Origin of the sequence: Pseudomonas sp. PDM24 (assembly GCF_019218905.1) — a bacterium.
Lineage (GTDB): Bacteria > Pseudomonadota > Gammaproteobacteria > Pseudomonadales > Pseudomonadaceae > Aquipseudomonas.
On sequence record NZ_JAHUWR010000011.1, the window covers coordinates 1 to 14,465 of the forward strand.

Below are 14,465 nucleotides of genomic sequence, written 5' to 3' on the forward strand. Positions count from 1 at the left end.
TCGTGGGCTATCACGTCCATGAAAGCCTGCACACCGAGTCGGTAGCACACGCACTGCGCCGGGCGGTAAAGCACCGTCGAACGGAGCAGTCGCTGGTTCATCACTCGGATAGAGGCAGCCAGTATTGAGTCCCGTCCTGAATAAGGTTTACACCTTCTGATCCGTTTTTCAGGAGGACGTAATGAAATCAGCAAAAAGGCGTAGTCAGCGCGACTACACGCTGACCTTTAAATTGTCGGTCGTCGATCAGGTCGAAAAAGGCGAGCTGAGTTATAAAGAGGCTCAGGAGCGCTACGGGATTCAAGGCAAAACGACCGTTCTGACGTGGTTACGCAAGCATGGTCGGCAGGATTGGAGCCCAGGCACATACATTGGCTCGCCGAGGATGGGGTCTATGCCCGACAAAAACCGACCATTAACGCCAGAGCAACGCATCAAAGAGCTGTCCCGTCCTGAAACAGGTGTAAACCTATTTCAGGACTAGACACTGTGATTTAACTTGAGCCGATGGCGCCACCTCCAGCGAACATAGTTTCTGAACTAACACAGCCATAACCGTCTATACATTGCAGGGGGCATCCCCTTTCTGAGAGAACGGATATGTTTAGATCTCGCTCGTTGATTGCCGCTATGACGTGTCTTGCCTTGGCGTCCGGTTCAATGACTGCATTGGCCGACCCGGGAAACGGGAAGGGCCAGGGAAGCGGCAAGGGAAATCCACAAAACATCCAGGACCATGGCAACGCCAGCCATGGAAACAAAGGCAAAGGTTCAGGGGGTGACGATTGGAGTCACGGCCCTAGCATCAATCACGGAAGTGTCCTTGGAATCGTGGGTGGTTATCGCGACTATTGGAGCCCTGGGCCCGCCTTGCCACCCGGCATTCAAAAAAATCTCGCCCGCGGAAAACCGCTACCGCCGGGGATCGCCAAAAAACTCGATGGCCGATTACTCGGCAGGCTTCCGCATTACGATGGCTACGAGTGGCGCCAGGCTGGCACTGACTTGATATTGGTGGCCATCGCTACCGGGATCATCTACGAAGTTCTCAATGGCGCATTCGATTGATAATGAAACTGACCAATTCAATCGTGTCCTCGCAGCATAACGACCTGTAAATCACGGGAAGCAATGTGCATTGTTCGATAACTGCACATTGCCTGCCGTTGGTCGTTGACCTTTGAACTGTGTGCCGCCGAAACAGTCAATTACTCCGTGCAATATCAACCACACGGAATCTCCCCATGTTATTAAAAAACAAGAGTTTTGCAGCCGTCATGTCATGCGTGATGATGCTCGCAGCCGCCCCCTTATTGCCCGCTGACCTGTCCATCATGAGTTCCGCCTATGCGAAGGATGGTGGTGGTGGTGGTGGTGGTGGTGGTGGTGGTGGTGGTGGTGGTGGTAACGGCGGCGGCAATGGTGGTGGTAACGGTGGTGGCAATGGTGGCGGTAATGGCAGTGGCCACGGTGGTTCCGGCCATTCCGGCGGCGTCAGCAATGGCCACGGCAATGGCTTGAGCAGTGATCACGCAGGCAAAGCTGTACGCGACCGTGGTCTCAGTGGCAACCACTACGGTAATGATCGTAATGGTGATAGCGGCCATGGTTCGGTGACTTCGGGCATTGCGAATTCCCGGGATACGCGAGGAGTAACGAAGGCTTCTGCCATTTCGGCCTCTACGCCTGGCGATCACAATGCTAAAGGACTAAGCAACGCTCGCACTTCGACTTCAAAAAGAACGGATTAAGTCCAGGTTCTCAAAGCCGGGTATCCATCAGGAGCCCGGCTTTTTTGTGCCCGCTATTTGCCAATTCTGTCTGGCGTTGAAGCCTCCGGCATACTGATCACCCTGGCGGTGGTGATTGCGGATAATCAGCGGAGCCGCGTGCGTGGGCAAATCCCCGCCGATGAACTACTACTGTAGGGCTGTTTCAACTTCGTCTGTAAGGAGTATGTCGATGCTGGCTCACTGGTTTCTGGCGGTGATTCACCTCTTGGCCTTTTCGCTAGGCTTCTGGGCGGTACTGACCCGCGGTACGGCTTTACGTCGTCTGATTGCCGGAACAGGGGAGGCGCGCAGCGTTTTGGTTGCGGATAATCTGTGGGGGATCTCTGCAGTCATTCTCTTGGTCACGGGAGGGATGCGAGCTTTTGGTGGGTATGAAAAAGGCACTGATTACTATCTTCACCAACCGCTGTTTCATCTCAAAATGACGCTCTTCGTCCTTATCCTGTTGCTTGAAATTGCGCCGATGGTGACGCTGATCAAATGGCGGATTGCGCTGGGGCGTAGGGCGGCTATCGATACCGGGCGCGCAACGCTGTTTGCCCGTATCAGTCATATCGAAGCGCTGCTGCTGGTGCTGATGGTCGTAGCTGCCACGGGCATGGCGCGTGGGGTAACGTTTGGTTAGCCAGGAATGAGGAAGCTCTTTCTCGCTGCAAATCCGAAACGTCTGACAGTCATGGCATGAGATGGGCGGTAGTATCGGCTCCACGTTGCGACGGTATCGCAAAGAGGCTGGGCAGAGGGCGATGCGGTGCTTGAATCTTTAGCCAGCCGTTATTCGAGGCAGAATGGGCTGGCTACTGACCACAGCAGGATTCAGGGTGTTTGCGGTTTGTCTGGGGCGGTCAGGCCGGCCTGAATGCGTTGGTAGATTTCTTCGCGATGCACCGCAACGTCTTTCGGGGCGTTGATGCCAATCCTGACTTGCTGGCCGCTAACGCCCAGAATGGTGATCGTAATATTGTCACCGATGTTTATGCTTTCACCGACTTTGCGGGTGAGTATCAGCATGGTTTTCTCCTTGATTGCTTTGTGGGGCACCTGATTCGGACAGTGCAGAGGTCGGTATAGGTATAGATTAGTGCGAAGTCTCGCAGTTTGGGTGCCTCTTTCTGACGCGCAGATGCTGCATTAATTCCCAAGGCGTAACTATACAGAGGCCGCAACCATCATTCTCGTTGTTTTGCGCCCATTTTGCGGCGCTTGAACAGGATCCATGAGTGTTAAAATCGCCGCTTTCAGCATTCAGAGGGAAGCGTTGTGCGCAAAATGGCCTTGGTAATCGCAGTATTGACGTTGGCCGGGTGCGGTGAGGGTAAGGGGGTTGACGCTCAAAAGCCGCAACCGGCAGTCGCCTCCGTGCCCGCAGCGACAACCGGTCCACAATGGGACGTCGAGGTGCGCGGCGAAACCCCCCAGGCGGTCAGCGACCTGAGCGGCTGGTTGATTGAGCATAGCTTCGTTTCCAGCGTCATCAGGGAGAATGGAAAGGTTCGTATCCTGATAGGGCCGTTCAATTCGAAAACCGAGGCACAAGCCAAGCAAGCTGAGGTGACGGCAGCGCTTACCCGGGCAAAGAAAAGGAATATCGAGTCGCTGGTGGTCGAACATCCGACGGCTCAATAAACAAAAAACAGCGGTTAGAAACGAACAAAGGCCTGGGGTGTAACGCCCCAGGCCTTTGTGTTTTCAGCGGCCGGTCAGCCGCAGGTTTTCATGTCCACCGGGCCGACAAACTCGTTGCCGCGCCCCATCACGCACGCAACGCTCTGATTGCGTTGACGTTCCCAGGCCTGTACCGGATAGGTTTTATTCCAGGCTTCATACAGTTGCCGATCCTGTTTTGACAGGCGCAAGCCGTATTGCTTACTCATGTAGAAATAAGTCCGGGCGATCATGCCGCGAATGGAAGGGCGGGGCATGACCTTCTTTGCCTTGAAGTCGACCTGTGTCAGGCACGAACCGTATTGACCGGTTTGCACGGGCAACCAGCCGAAGCTGAAGTTGCTGCGATCGCCATTCACCTCGCCGATGCTCGGCACCAGATTGTGCAGATCGGCCTCGGCTTTCTGATAGGTCGGGTCGTACCGTGTGCAGTTCTTGCGACCGCCTTGTTGCCAGCATTCGCGCTGATGGCCGATCTGCCAGGCCGGGACAATGTGTTCCCACTCGATGCGCGAGGCGCGTTTGGCGTTTTTGCGCGGCACATAGCCGCAGGCGGCCAGGTCCACGCGGTTGCCGGTGTATTTGCAGCCGCAATAAAACTCGGTGGATTGCGGGGCGTACAACTTCCACGCGACTTTCTTGGCTTCGTTGAAGGTGCGTGGGGCGCCAGCCTGGGCGCCGAGGGTGATGAACAGCAGCAGTAAAGCAAACCAGCGGACACTCATTGACTCAGTCTTCCTTTGGCACAACCCAGAAAATCTGCACACCGCCATCGTCGCGATGGGCGAGGGTGACGTTATCGTTCTCGTCGATTTCTTCGAGCAAGCGTTCCCACTCATCCACCGGTTCATCTGGAAGACGGAAGATCAGTGCTGCTTTGGCTTTTTGAGCGGTGGGGGAATTGATGATTTTCTGAACGCGCATACCCAGGCGTTCATAGGTATCAGGAGAGACAGAGGGAGTGGCCACGGAATTATCCTTATTAAGCTGTACGGGCATACAGTATTTAACTGTAAGCATTTTCGCAACTGCTTAAAATTCAAGAAAATCCTCTGACAGTAGTTTTTTCCGTTTGATGTAGGACGATGGGAAATTTTCTATCGGAATAGGTCGTGAACCACTCACCAAGGCTGGCGAGTGGTGGCAGCGATGCCCGACCAGAACAGGTCGGGCGAGGGCGGATCAGTATTCCCAGAACATCCGTTGCAGCTCTTTGCTGTCGTTGGTCTTGGTCAGCGCGACCATGGCCAGGATGCGGGCTTTTTGCGGGTTCAGGTCGTTAGCCACAACCCAGTCGTACTTGTCGTCAGGCTGTTCGGCGTTACGCAGTACGAAACCACCGGCGTTGACGTGGGAAGAACGAATGATTTGTACGCCGTCCTTGCGCAGGGCTTGCAGGGCGGGAACCACGCGGGACGAGACCGAGCCATTGCCGGTACCGGCGTGGATGATGGCTTTGGCGCCCGATTGAGCCAGGGCTTTGTAGGCGGTGTCGCTGACGTTGCCATAGGAATAGGCAATGTCGACGTCAGGCAGGCTCTTGATGGTTTTGATGTCGAATTCCGAATCCATGGTGTGGCGCTTGGCTGGCAAGCGGAACCAGTAGGATTTGCCTTCGACCACCATGCCCAGTGGGCCCCAGGCACTTTTGAATGCCTCGGTCTTGATGTTGATCATTTTGCTGACATCGCGACCCGACTGGATTTCATCGTTCATGGTCACCAGTACGCCTTTGCCGCGTGCGTCTTTACTGCTGGCCACGGCGACGGCGTTGTAAAGGTTCAGCATGCCGTCGGCCGACATGGCGGTGCCAGGGCGCATAGAGCCTACGACGATGATCGGCTTGTCGGTTTTTTCCACCAGATTGAGGAAGTAAGCGGTTTCTTCCAGCGTGTCGGTGCCGTGGGTGATGACAATGCCATCGACGTCTTTGCTGTCGGCCAGTTCAGCCACGCGACGGCCCAGTTGCAGCAGGTTGTCGTTGGTGATGCTTTCGGATGCGATCTGCATGACCTGTTCGCCGCGAACGTTGGCCAATTGGCTTAGTTCCGGAACCCCTGCGATCAGCTGTTCGATACCGACTTTCGCCGCTTGATAGGTGGCGCTGTTGGCGGCACTGGCACCCGCGCCGGCAATGGTGCCGCCAGTGGCCAGGATCACCACGTTTGCCAATTTCTGTTGGGTTTCGACTTCTTTTGCCTGAAGGGCGGTGGGCAGAAGCAATAGCAGGGCCAAAGCGCCCGGAATAAAAGTGTTGAAGGCAGATTTCATTATTGTTTTCTCTCGTAGTGAAACGTTGCGGATGCAGGTTCATCTAGACACGCCCCCAAGCAGATCTGAACGCCGGGGGTGTAGGAGAAGAGCAGGATCTGTACCAGCCTGATATTCAACAATAAGATCTTTTAACCATATGATTTTTATATGAATTATTGAAGCGTCTGGAAAAGTTTTCGCATTTGGGTGTCCGGGTTTCCGAACATATGTAGCTTTTACGTTCGGCTCTCCGACCCTCATTGAGACAGTCGACTTGCAAAATCGGAAATCAGTGCTAAAGAAACCCCCGTGCAGGTCGATGCTCCTCTAAAGGGATCTTTTCCAGGAGTTCATATGTCGTTTACTGTCGGTTTTCCAAATGCAGGTGCCATCACTATCGCGGGCAAGTCTCCGGCGACTATCAACGCCTTGAGTGAAGCGACGTCCGACGCCTCGGCCCAAGCGCTGGGTGAAGAGGCGGGTAGTGACAACCAAGTCAGAACCGGTGGCGGTGCGCAGGCTCAGGGCGAAAGCAAATCCGAAAAAAGCAGCAATCAAAGTATTGCGGTGCAGGTGCTGCTCAAGCGCATGCAGGAACTTCAGCAGCAACTGCGCGAACAGCAACAACAATTGGCGGCCGCTCAGGCAGCGAATTATCCGACCCCGGAAGCCAAAGCCACCGCTGTCATGTCGATTCAGGGGCAAATCGCCGATACCAGCGGTGCGCTCGCGCAAGTGACAGGCAATCTGGTCAAAGAGCTGGCCAAGGGTTCCAGCAGCGGCAATCTGGTCAGCACTACGGCGTGAGCAGGGTTGGCTTTTGCCTGTCGGGACACAAAACGGGTCGTTGACAAATCTCGATAGGGTTCGCATAGTTCGGTCTACGCAAACGTTTGCGCGGTCGCCCTTGATGGCTTGATCCCGTAAGGGCAGAGTCCAGCGCAAGCGTTGCTCAGAATAATCATAAGATCGGAGTGAACCCATGAAGCTGCCATTCGCTGGACGTCTTCTCGCTGTCGCAATGCTGGCTGCCGCATCCGCCGCGTTGCCCGTCTCTTCGGCTTTCGCCGAAACCCCTGAAAAACCTAAAGTCGCATTGGTCATGAAATCCCTGGCCAACGAATTCTTCCTGACCATGGAAGACGGCGCCAAGGCTTACCAGAAAGACCACTCCGGCGACTTCGAGCTGATCTCCAACGGCATCAAGGACGAAACGGACACGGCCGGCCAGACGCGCATCGTCGAGCAAATGATTTTGTCCAAAGTCAACGCATTGGTCATCGCTCCGGCAGATTCCAAGGCCATGGTTCCGGTCATCAAGAAAGCGGTCGATGCCGGCATCACCGTGATCAACATCGATAACCAGCTGGACCCGGCCGTGGTCAAAAGCAAAAACATCACGGTTCCATTCGTAGGCCCGGATAACCGCAAAGGCGCGCGTCTGGTGGGTGAGTACCTGGCCAAACAGCTGAAGGCTGGTGACGAAGTCGGCATCATTGAAGGCGTTTCCACCACCACCAACGCGCAACAGCGCACGGCGGGCTTCAAGGATGCGATGGAAGCGGCGCAGATCAAGGTCGTGTCCCTGCAATCCGGTGATTGGGAAATCGACAAGGGCGGCAAGGTTGCCTCGTCGATGCTCAGCGAATACCCGAACATCAAGGCCCTGTTGGCCGGCAACGACAGTATGGCGGTCGGCGCGGTATCTGCCGTGCGCGCGGCGGGCAAGGCCGGCAAGGTGCAAGTGGTCGGTTACGACAACATCAACGCCATCAAGCCAATGCTCAAGGATGGCCGCGTCCTGGCCACCGCCGACCAGTTCGCTGCCCGCCAAGCGGTATTCGGCATCGAGACTGCGCTGAAAATCATCAAGGGCGAGACAGTCGATAGCGGCGCCAACGGCGTCATCGAAACTCCGGTAGAGCTGGTTACCAAGTAGTCTTTCTGGCGACACAACGGTGCTCGCCTCCTGGGGCGAGCACATGGAGAGTTTTTATGTCCGTTTGCGCCCCGAACGCTGTCCTCTCGGTCAGCGGTATCGGTAAAACCTATGCCCAACCTGTCCTCACCGGTATCGATCTGACGCTGATGCGCGGTGAAGTGCTGGCGCTGACCGGTGAGAATGGTGCCGGTAAAAGCACGTTGTCGAAAATCATTGGCGGACTGGTCACGCCGACCACCGGCCAGATGCAATTCCAGGGGCAGGATTACCGTCCCGGCAGCCGGAGCCAGGCCGAAGAGCTGGGCATCCGCATGGTCATGCAAGAACTCAATCTGTTGCCGACATTGTCGGTAGCGGAAAACCTGTTTCTCGACAACCTGCCCAGCCATGGTGGCTGGATCAGCCGCAAGCAATTGCGCAAGGCGGCGATCGAGGCCATGGCCCAGGTCGGCCTGGACGCCATCGATCCGGATACTTTGGTTGGTGAACTAGGTATTGGTCATCAGCAAATGGTCGAGATCGCTCGCAACCTGATCGGCGATTGCCACGTGCTGATTCTCGACGAGCCGACAGCAATGCTCACGGCCCGTGAAGTCGAAATGCTGTTCGAGCAGATCACTCGCCTGCAGGCTCGTGGCGTGTCGATCATCTACATTTCCCACCGCCTCGAAGAACTGGCAAGGGTGGCCCAGCGCATCGCGGTATTGCGCGACGGCAACCTGGTCTGTGTCGAGCCGATGGCCAATTACAACAGCGAGCAACTGGTCACCCTGATGGTCGGCCGTGAATTGGGCGAGCACATCGACATGGGGCCGCGCAAGATCGGCGCGCCGGCCTTGACGGTCAAAGGGCTGACCCGTTCCGACAAAGTCTGCGACGTGTCTTTCGAAGTGCGCGCCGGTGAGATTTTCGGGATTTCCGGATTGATCGGGGCAGGGCGCACCGAGTTGCTGCGCTTGATCTTCGGCGCCGATACAGCCGACAGCGGCACCGTCGCGCTGGGCGCGTCGGCTCAGGTGGTGAGTATTCGTTCTCCGGCCGACGCGGTTGGTCACGGCATCGCGCTGATCACCGAAGACCGCAAAGGCGAAGGCCTGCTGCTGACACAATCGATCAGTGCCAACATCGCCTTGGGCAATATGCCGGTGATTTCCAGCGGTGGCTTCGTCAACAACGGTGACGAGATGTCTCTGGCCCAGCGTCAGATCAACGCTATGCGCATTCGCAGTTCCAGCCCGACGCAATTGGTCTCGGAATTGTCCGGCGGCAATCAGCAGAAAGTCGTGATCGGCCGCTGGCTCGAGCGCGACTGCACGGTGATGCTGTTCGACGAGCCGACCCGTGGCATCGACGTCGGCGCCAAGTTCGATATCTACGCATTACTCGGTGAGTTGACCCGTCAGGGCAAAGCGCTGGTAGTGGTGTCCAGCGACCTGCGCGAACTGATGCTGATCTGCGATCGCATCGGTGTGTTGTCGGCAGGGCGTCTGATCGACACCTTCGAGCGTGACAGCTGGACCCAGGATGATTTGCTTGCCGCCGCTTTCGCCGGCTACCAAAAACGTGATGCGCTGCTCAACGAAGCAGCGCCTAGGGATCTTCCATGAATACTGCATCTTTGGCCGGCAAACGTAGTGGCAATTTTTACGGCCTCGGCACTTATCTGGGCCTGGCCGGTGCCTTGCTGGCGATGGTCGCGCTGTTCTCGATCCTGAGCAGCCATTTCCTGTCCTACGACACCTTCAGCACCCTGGCCAACCAGATTCCCGATTTGATGGTGTTGGCGGTCGGCATGACCTTCGTATTGATCATCGGCGGTATCGACTTGTCGGTGGGGTCGGTGCTGGCGCTCGCGGCCTCGGCGGTCAGCGTGGCGATTCTCGGTTGGGGCTGGAGCGTCTTGCCTGCGGCCTTGCTTGGCATGGCGGTAGCGGCATTGGCCGGGACAATTACCGGCTCGATCACCGTGGCCTGGCGGATTCCATCGTTCATCGTGTCCCTCGGCGTGCTGGAGATGGCGCGAGGCCTGGCGTATCAAATGACTGGTTCGCGCACTGCCTACATCGGTGATGCCTTCGCCTGGCTGTCCAACCCGATCGCGTTTGGCATCTCGCCGTCATTCATCATCGCCTTGCTGATTATCTTCATCGCCCAGGCCGTGCTGACGCGTACGGTGTTCGGTCGTTACCTGATCGGCATCGGCACCAACGAAGAAGCAGTGCGCCTGGCGGGAATCAATCCGAAGCCCTACAAAATCATGGTCTTCAGCCTGATGGGGCTGTTGGCCGGGATTGCTGCGTTGTTTCAGATTTCGCGCCTGGAGGCGGCGGACCCGAACGCCGGCTCCGGTCTGGAGCTGCAGGTGATCGCCGCGGTCGTGATCGGCGGCACCAGCCTGATGGGCGGACGCGGTTCGGTCATCAGTACATTCTTTGGCGTCCTGATCATCTCGGTACTGGCGGCCGGTCTGGCGCAGATCGGCGCGACCGAACCTACCAAGCGCATCATCACCGGTGCGGTGATCGTGGTGGCGGTGGTGCTCGATACTTATCGCAGTCAGCGCGCAAGCCGGCGGACCTGAGTCATGGCAACAATCAAGGATGTAGCGGCACTCGCGGGCATTTCCTACACCACGGTTTCCCATGTGGTGAACAAGACGCGGCCGGTCAGTGAGGAAGTGCGGATCAAGGTCGAGGCGGCGATCAAAAGTCTCGACTACGTGCCCAGTGCCGTGGCCCGGTCGTTGAAAGCGAAAACCACCGCGACCATCGGCCTGTTGGTGCCCAACAGCCTCAACCCGTACTTCGCTGAATTGGCCCGTGGCATCGAGGATTACTGCGAGCGCAACGGCTATTGCGTCATCCTCTGCAACTCCGACGACAACCCGGACAAGCAACGCAGCTACCTTCGCGTGTTGCTGGAAAAACGCATTGACGGCCTGATCGTTGCCTCAGCGGGGGGGGATAGCGGTCTGGCCGAAGGTCTGGCGGGTGTGCGTACTCCGATGGTGATCGTCGACCGTGGGCTCGAAGGTCTCGATGCCGATCTGGTGCGCATCGATCACGAATACGGTGCCTACCTGGCGACCCGACACCTGCTGGATCTGGGACATCGGGACATCGCCACGATTGGCGGGCCGGGGAGTACCAGCGTGGCGCAGATGCGTCTGGCCGGTTATTGCCGCGCCTTGAAAGAGGCAGGCATCGAAGTGCCGCGCGAGCGCATGCTGGAAAGCGACTTCACCAGCACGGGCGGTTACAACGCCGCCGCGATCCTGCTGGAAAACAACCCGCCCAGCGCGATCTTCGCCGGTAACGACATGATTGGCATCGGTGTGTTGCGCGCCGCCGCCGAGCGCAATATTCGTGTGCCCACCGAGTTGTCGGTGATCGGCTTCGACGATATTCAGATGAGCCGTTACGTCTATCCGGCGCTGACCACCGTTGGTCAATCGATCCTGCAGCTTGGCGAGATGGCGGCCGAAGTGCTGTTGCGCAGGATTGCCACGCCGGATCTGGCAACCGATCAGCGCATCGTGACGCCCAGTATTGTCCTGCGCGAATCGACTGCGCCGCTGGCCAGTACATTCTCCCAATACCGCTGAAATAAAAAGCACCGCAGAAACAGAATTGACGAGTAGTGATGTATGCCAGCAAAAGTAGTGGTAATAGGCAGCCTGAACATGGACCTGGTAACCCGGGCGCCACGGCTGCCCCGTGGTGGTGAAACGCTGATCGGCCAATCGTTTGCTACGGTTTCCGGCGGCAAGGGCGCGAACCAGGCCGTGGCCGCGGCGCGGCTGGGGGCGCAAGTGTCGATGGTCGGTTGTGTCGGCAACGACGCCTATGGCGAAGCGCTGCGCGAGGCGTTGTTGGCCGAGCAGATCGATTGCCAGGCGGTCAGCACGGTCGAAGATTCCAGTGGCGTAGCGTTGATCGTGGTCGATGACAACAGTCAGAACGCGATCGTGATTGTTGCCGGTGCCAACGGTGCGCTCACGCCTGAAGTGATCGACCGTTTCGACGCGGTGTTACAAGCGGCGGATGTCATCATCTGTCAGCTGGAAGTACCGGATGCTACGGTCGGCCATGCTCTGAAGCGCGGTCGTGAGCTGGGTAAAACCGTGATTCTCAATCCGGCGCCGGCCAGTCGCCCGCTGCCGGCGGATTGGTATGCGGCCATCGATTACCTGATCCCCAACGAAAGCGAAGCCTCGGCCCTGAGCGGTTTGCCGGTGGACTCCCTGAGCACCGCCGAAACCGCCGCGGCCCGCTTGATCGCCATGGGCGCCGGCAAAGTGATCATCACCCTGGGTTCTCAAGGATCACTGTTCGCCGATGGCCAACGCTTCGAGCATTTCCCGGCAGCGAAAGTGAAGGCGGTCGATACCACAGCAGCCGGCGATACGTTCGTCGGTGGTTTCGCTGCGGCGTTGGCGGCCGGCAAAAGCGAGGCCGATGCGATCCGTTTCGGCCAGGTCGCCGCAGCGCTGTCGGTCACCCGGGCTGGCGCGCAACCTTCGATTCCCACCTTGTCCGATGTACAGGCCTTTAAAGCACCATGAAAAAGACTCCTTTGCTCAACGTCGCGCTGTCGCGGCTGATCGCCTCCCTGGGCCATGGCGACACGGTGGTGATCGGCGATGCCGGCCTACCGGTTCCGCCCGGCGTCGAATTGATCGACCTGGCTTTGACCCACGGTATTCCAGACTTCGTCAGTACCTTGAAGGTTGTGCTGAGCGAAATGCAGGTCGAAAGCCATGTGCTGGCCCATGAGATTCTGGATAAGAAGCCGTCGGCCTTGAGCGCGCTGGATGAGCTGAATGCCGACGGTGTACTGGGGCGGCGCGAGCTGCTCAGTCATGACCAATTCAAAGTACTCAGCCGACAAGCACGGGCGATTATTCGTACAGGCGAATGTCAGCCGTACTGCAACATCGTTTTGGTGGCTGGAGTAACGTTTTAACTTTCCGTTCTTCCCACGCACAAGGAGTGCCCTATGCAACGCTATGCTCAGAAACTGCGCCATCTGCTTCGGAGTCTGCTGCTTTTGTCCCTGATTGCCACAACTAGCGCCCAAGCGGCGGAAAAGATCGACCTGATCATCGACACCGATCCGGGTGCCGATGATGTGGTCGCCTTGCTGTTTGCCCTGGCATCGCCGGAGGAGTTGAATATTCGTGCGCTGACCACCGTTGCGGGCAACGTGCGTCTGGACAAGACTTCGCGTAATGCGCGTCTCGCCCGCGAGTGGGCAGGGCGCGAGGAGGTGCCTGTTTACGCGGGTGCGCCGAAACCAATGATGCGCACGCCGATTTATGCCGAGAATATCCACGGCAAGGAAGGCCTGTCGGGTGTCACGGTGCACGAACCGAAGAAAGGCCTGGCCGAAGGCAATGCGGTCAATTATCTGATCGATACCCTGAAGACCGCCAAACCCCACAGCATCACCATCGCCATGCTCGGTCCACAGACCAACCTGGCGCTGGCGCTGATCCAGGAGCCCGAAATCGTTCAGGGCATCAAGGAAGTAGTGATCATGGGTGGTGCGCATTTCAATGGCGGCAACATCACCCCGGTGGCCGAATTCAACCTGTTCGCCGACCCTCAGGCTGCGGAAGTGGTGCTCAAAAGTGGCGTCAAGCTGACCTACCTGCCGCTGGACGTGACCCACAAGATCCTGACCAGTGACGCGCGCCTGAAGCAAATCGCCGCTCTGAACAACAATGCCAGCAAACTGGTAGGCAATATTCTCAACGAATACGTCAAAGGCGACATGGAGCATTACGGCATTCCGGGTGGCCCGGTGCATGACGCCACGGTCATCGCTTACCTGCTCAAGCCAGAGCTGTTCACGGGGCGTTCGGTCAACGTCGTGGTTGATAGCCGCGAAGGGCCGACCTTCGGCCAGACCATTGTCGACTGGTATGACGGGCTGAAGGCACCGAAAAATGCCTTCTGGGTTGAAAGCGGCGACGCTCAGGGCTTCTTCGACCTGTTGACCCAGCGTCTGTCTCGTTTGAAGTAAGTCATAGGCCCGCAGGTGTCAGCCTGCGGGTTTTTTGCGCTACTCGGTCTCTGTTGCGCCCTTATAGTCGGCGGGGTACTTCTCGAGAACCTGTTTGATGAATGTCTGTGCGGCTTGTGTTCCCAGTTCCTTGACCAGCAAATCGATACCAATGATTGCCAGCTCTTCCGGGCTACCCGGGCTGTAAGAGCTGTGGCCTTGTGGCCACTTGGCTTTGATGTCGGCGTCGATGCTTACGGTGGTCATGATGGCGCTCGTGAAGTCGGAAAGGCTGAGTATCGAGTTAACCATTTTGCGCGGCGTTTGGCACTCCGACTTAGGCATGAGGGGAGGGCTATGCGACACTTGGTCTTTTACGAATTTTCAAGGACCGTGCTGTGCAGATCGATTTGATCACTCCCGACGGCTTGACCCTCGAAGCGGTGCGTCAGTTGCTGGCCTCTGCCAGCGACGATGAACACACTCAGTTGCGGGTCACCAAGGGCGGTATCGCCTACATTTCCTCGGGTATTGTGGGCGGTACGGACATCGACGGGTTGCTGTTTCGCCTGGAAACCTGGGCCAAGGGTTCCGGTTATGTCGGATTGGTCGCGGCCAGCGACGAGGTCTGGGTGATGCAGATTTTCAATGCGCTCAAGGAGAACTGGCCGAAACCGCCTTTCGACTACATCGACGTCTATTGATCGCCGTTCATATTCAGTCACGATTGAATGATGAACGGCAGGGTGATGCTCAGGCAAACTCGTCGCTGTCCGGATCGAGGGCGGGGCGATGGTACTCATCTT

18 protein-coding genes and 1 pseudogene are annotated in these 14,465 nt (G+C 57.4%); 14 read left to right on the forward strand and 5 right to left on the reverse strand.

What is annotated here, in order from left to right; all coding sequences use genetic code 11:
* Positions 1-181: 181 nt before the first annotated feature.
* The 4 genes and pseudogenes from KW837_RS27065 to KW837_RS27080 all read left to right on the forward strand — a co-directional run.
* Positions 182-445 (forward strand): annotated as a pseudogene (locus tag KW837_RS27065) (IS3 family transposase); the annotation flags it as partial.
* A 155-nt stretch (positions 446-600) separates the two neighbouring features.
* The gene (locus tag KW837_RS27070) at positions 601-1,068 is read left to right on the forward strand and encodes an anti-virulence regulator CigR family protein (protein ID WP_008007237.1); all 468 of its coding nucleotides are present in this window, start codon (positions 601-603) and stop codon (positions 1,066-1,068) included.
* Between the two features lie 176 nt (positions 1,069-1,244).
* Complete coding sequence (locus tag KW837_RS28870; RefSeq protein WP_256349028.1) at positions 1,245-1,751, forward strand: hypothetical protein; 507 nt, start codon at positions 1,245-1,247, stop codon at positions 1,749-1,751.
* Positions 1,752-1,962: 211 nt separating this feature from the next.
* Positions 1,963-2,418: a DUF2214 family protein gene (locus KW837_RS27080; protein WP_218399177.1), complete on the forward strand. Its 456-nt coding sequence runs from the start codon at positions 1,963-1,965 to the stop codon at positions 2,416-2,418.
* A 191-nt stretch (positions 2,419-2,609) separates the two neighbouring features.
* On the opposite strand, the gene csrA is transcribed toward KW837_RS27080, so the two are convergent.
* Positions 2,610-2,804 (reverse strand): carbon storage regulator CsrA, encoded by a 195-nt coding sequence (csrA, locus tag KW837_RS27085; protein ID WP_007905913.1) that lies wholly within the window; start codon positions 2,802-2,804, stop codon positions 2,610-2,612.
* 249 nt (positions 2,805-3,053) lie between these two features.
* On the opposite strand from csrA, the gene KW837_RS27090 reads away from it, so the two are divergent.
* The gene (locus KW837_RS27090) at positions 3,054-3,419 is read left to right on the forward strand and encodes an SPOR domain-containing protein (RefSeq protein WP_218399178.1); all 366 of its coding nucleotides are present in this window, start codon (positions 3,054-3,056) and stop codon (positions 3,417-3,419) included.
* A 74-nt stretch (positions 3,420-3,493) separates the two neighbouring features.
* Here KW837_RS27090 and KW837_RS27095 read toward each other — a convergent pair whose 3' ends face one another.
* From KW837_RS27095 to KW837_RS27105, 3 genes are all read right to left on the reverse strand, one after another.
* Positions 3,494-4,183 carry an endonuclease gene (locus tag KW837_RS27095; RefSeq protein ID WP_008007243.1) on the reverse strand — a complete coding sequence of 230 codons (690 nt, stop codon included), beginning with the start codon at positions 4,181-4,183 and terminating at the stop codon, positions 3,494-3,496.
* Between the two features lie 4 nt (positions 4,184-4,187).
* Positions 4,188-4,478, reverse strand: coding sequence for a DUF1654 domain-containing protein (locus KW837_RS27100; protein ID WP_218399179.1), 291 nt, complete (start codon positions 4,476-4,478; stop codon positions 4,188-4,190).
* Between the two features lie 162 nt (positions 4,479-4,640).
* Positions 4,641-5,729, reverse strand: coding sequence for an asparaginase (locus KW837_RS27105; protein WP_218399180.1), 1,089 nt, complete (start codon positions 5,727-5,729; stop codon positions 4,641-4,643).
* Between the two features lie 336 nt (positions 5,730-6,065).
* Here KW837_RS27105 and KW837_RS27110 point away from each other — a divergent pair, with 336 nt between their 5' ends.
* The 8 genes from KW837_RS27110 to KW837_RS27145 all read left to right on the forward strand — a co-directional run bounded on the left by KW837_RS27110 (position 6,066) and on the right by KW837_RS27145 (position 13,680).
* A complete protein-coding gene (locus tag KW837_RS27110) occupies positions 6,066-6,518 on the forward strand; it encodes a hypothetical protein (RefSeq protein ID WP_218399181.1) in 453 nt (150 codons plus the stop codon).
* A 175-nt stretch (positions 6,519-6,693) separates the two neighbouring features.
* Positions 6,694-7,650, forward strand: coding sequence for a sugar ABC transporter substrate-binding protein (locus KW837_RS27115; RefSeq protein ID WP_008075878.1), 957 nt, complete (start codon positions 6,694-6,696; stop codon positions 7,648-7,650).
* Between the two features lie 56 nt (positions 7,651-7,706).
* Positions 7,707-9,260, forward strand: a complete 1,554-nt coding sequence (locus tag KW837_RS27120) for a sugar ABC transporter ATP-binding protein (protein WP_218399182.1) — start codon at positions 7,707-7,709, stop codon at positions 9,258-9,260.
* Positions 9,257-10,234 carry an ABC transporter permease gene (locus KW837_RS27125; protein WP_123498765.1) on the forward strand — a complete coding sequence of 326 codons (978 nt, stop codon included), beginning with the start codon at positions 9,257-9,259 and terminating at the stop codon, positions 10,232-10,234. The genes KW837_RS27120 and KW837_RS27125 overlap by 4 nt, the downstream gene beginning before the upstream one ends.
* Positions 10,235-10,237: 3 nt before the next feature.
* The gene (locus KW837_RS27130; protein WP_218399183.1) at positions 10,238-11,257 is read left to right on the forward strand and encodes a LacI family DNA-binding transcriptional regulator; all 1,020 of its coding nucleotides are present in this window, start codon (positions 10,238-10,240) and stop codon (positions 11,255-11,257) included.
* A 42-nt stretch (positions 11,258-11,299) separates the two neighbouring features.
* The gene (gene rbsK / locus KW837_RS27135; RefSeq protein WP_218399184.1) at positions 11,300-12,217 is read left to right on the forward strand and encodes a ribokinase; all 918 of its coding nucleotides are present in this window, start codon (positions 11,300-11,302) and stop codon (positions 12,215-12,217) included.
* Positions 12,214-12,618, forward strand: coding sequence for a D-ribose pyranase (gene rbsD, locus KW837_RS27140; protein WP_123498772.1), 405 nt, complete (start codon positions 12,214-12,216; stop codon positions 12,616-12,618). Before rbsK ends, rbsD begins: the two co-directional genes overlap by 4 nt.
* Before the next feature lie 33 nt (positions 12,619-12,651).
* Positions 12,652-13,680: a nucleoside hydrolase gene (locus KW837_RS27145; RefSeq protein WP_218399185.1), complete on the forward strand. Its 1,029-nt coding sequence runs from the start codon at positions 12,652-12,654 to the stop codon at positions 13,678-13,680.
* A gap of 39 nt (positions 13,681-13,719) precedes the next feature.
* Here the strand turns inward: KW837_RS27145 and KW837_RS27150 are convergent, their stop codons facing one another.
* A complete protein-coding gene (locus KW837_RS27150) occupies positions 13,720-13,926 on the reverse strand; it encodes a hypothetical protein (protein WP_063340416.1) in 207 nt (68 codons plus the stop codon).
* A 131-nt stretch (positions 13,927-14,057) separates the two neighbouring features.
* On the opposite strand from KW837_RS27150, the gene KW837_RS27155 reads away from it, so the two are divergent.
* Positions 14,058-14,363: a hypothetical protein gene (locus KW837_RS27155; protein ID WP_218399186.1), complete on the forward strand. Its 306-nt coding sequence runs from the start codon at positions 14,058-14,060 to the stop codon at positions 14,361-14,363.
* Positions 14,364-14,465: the final 102 nt, after the last annotated feature.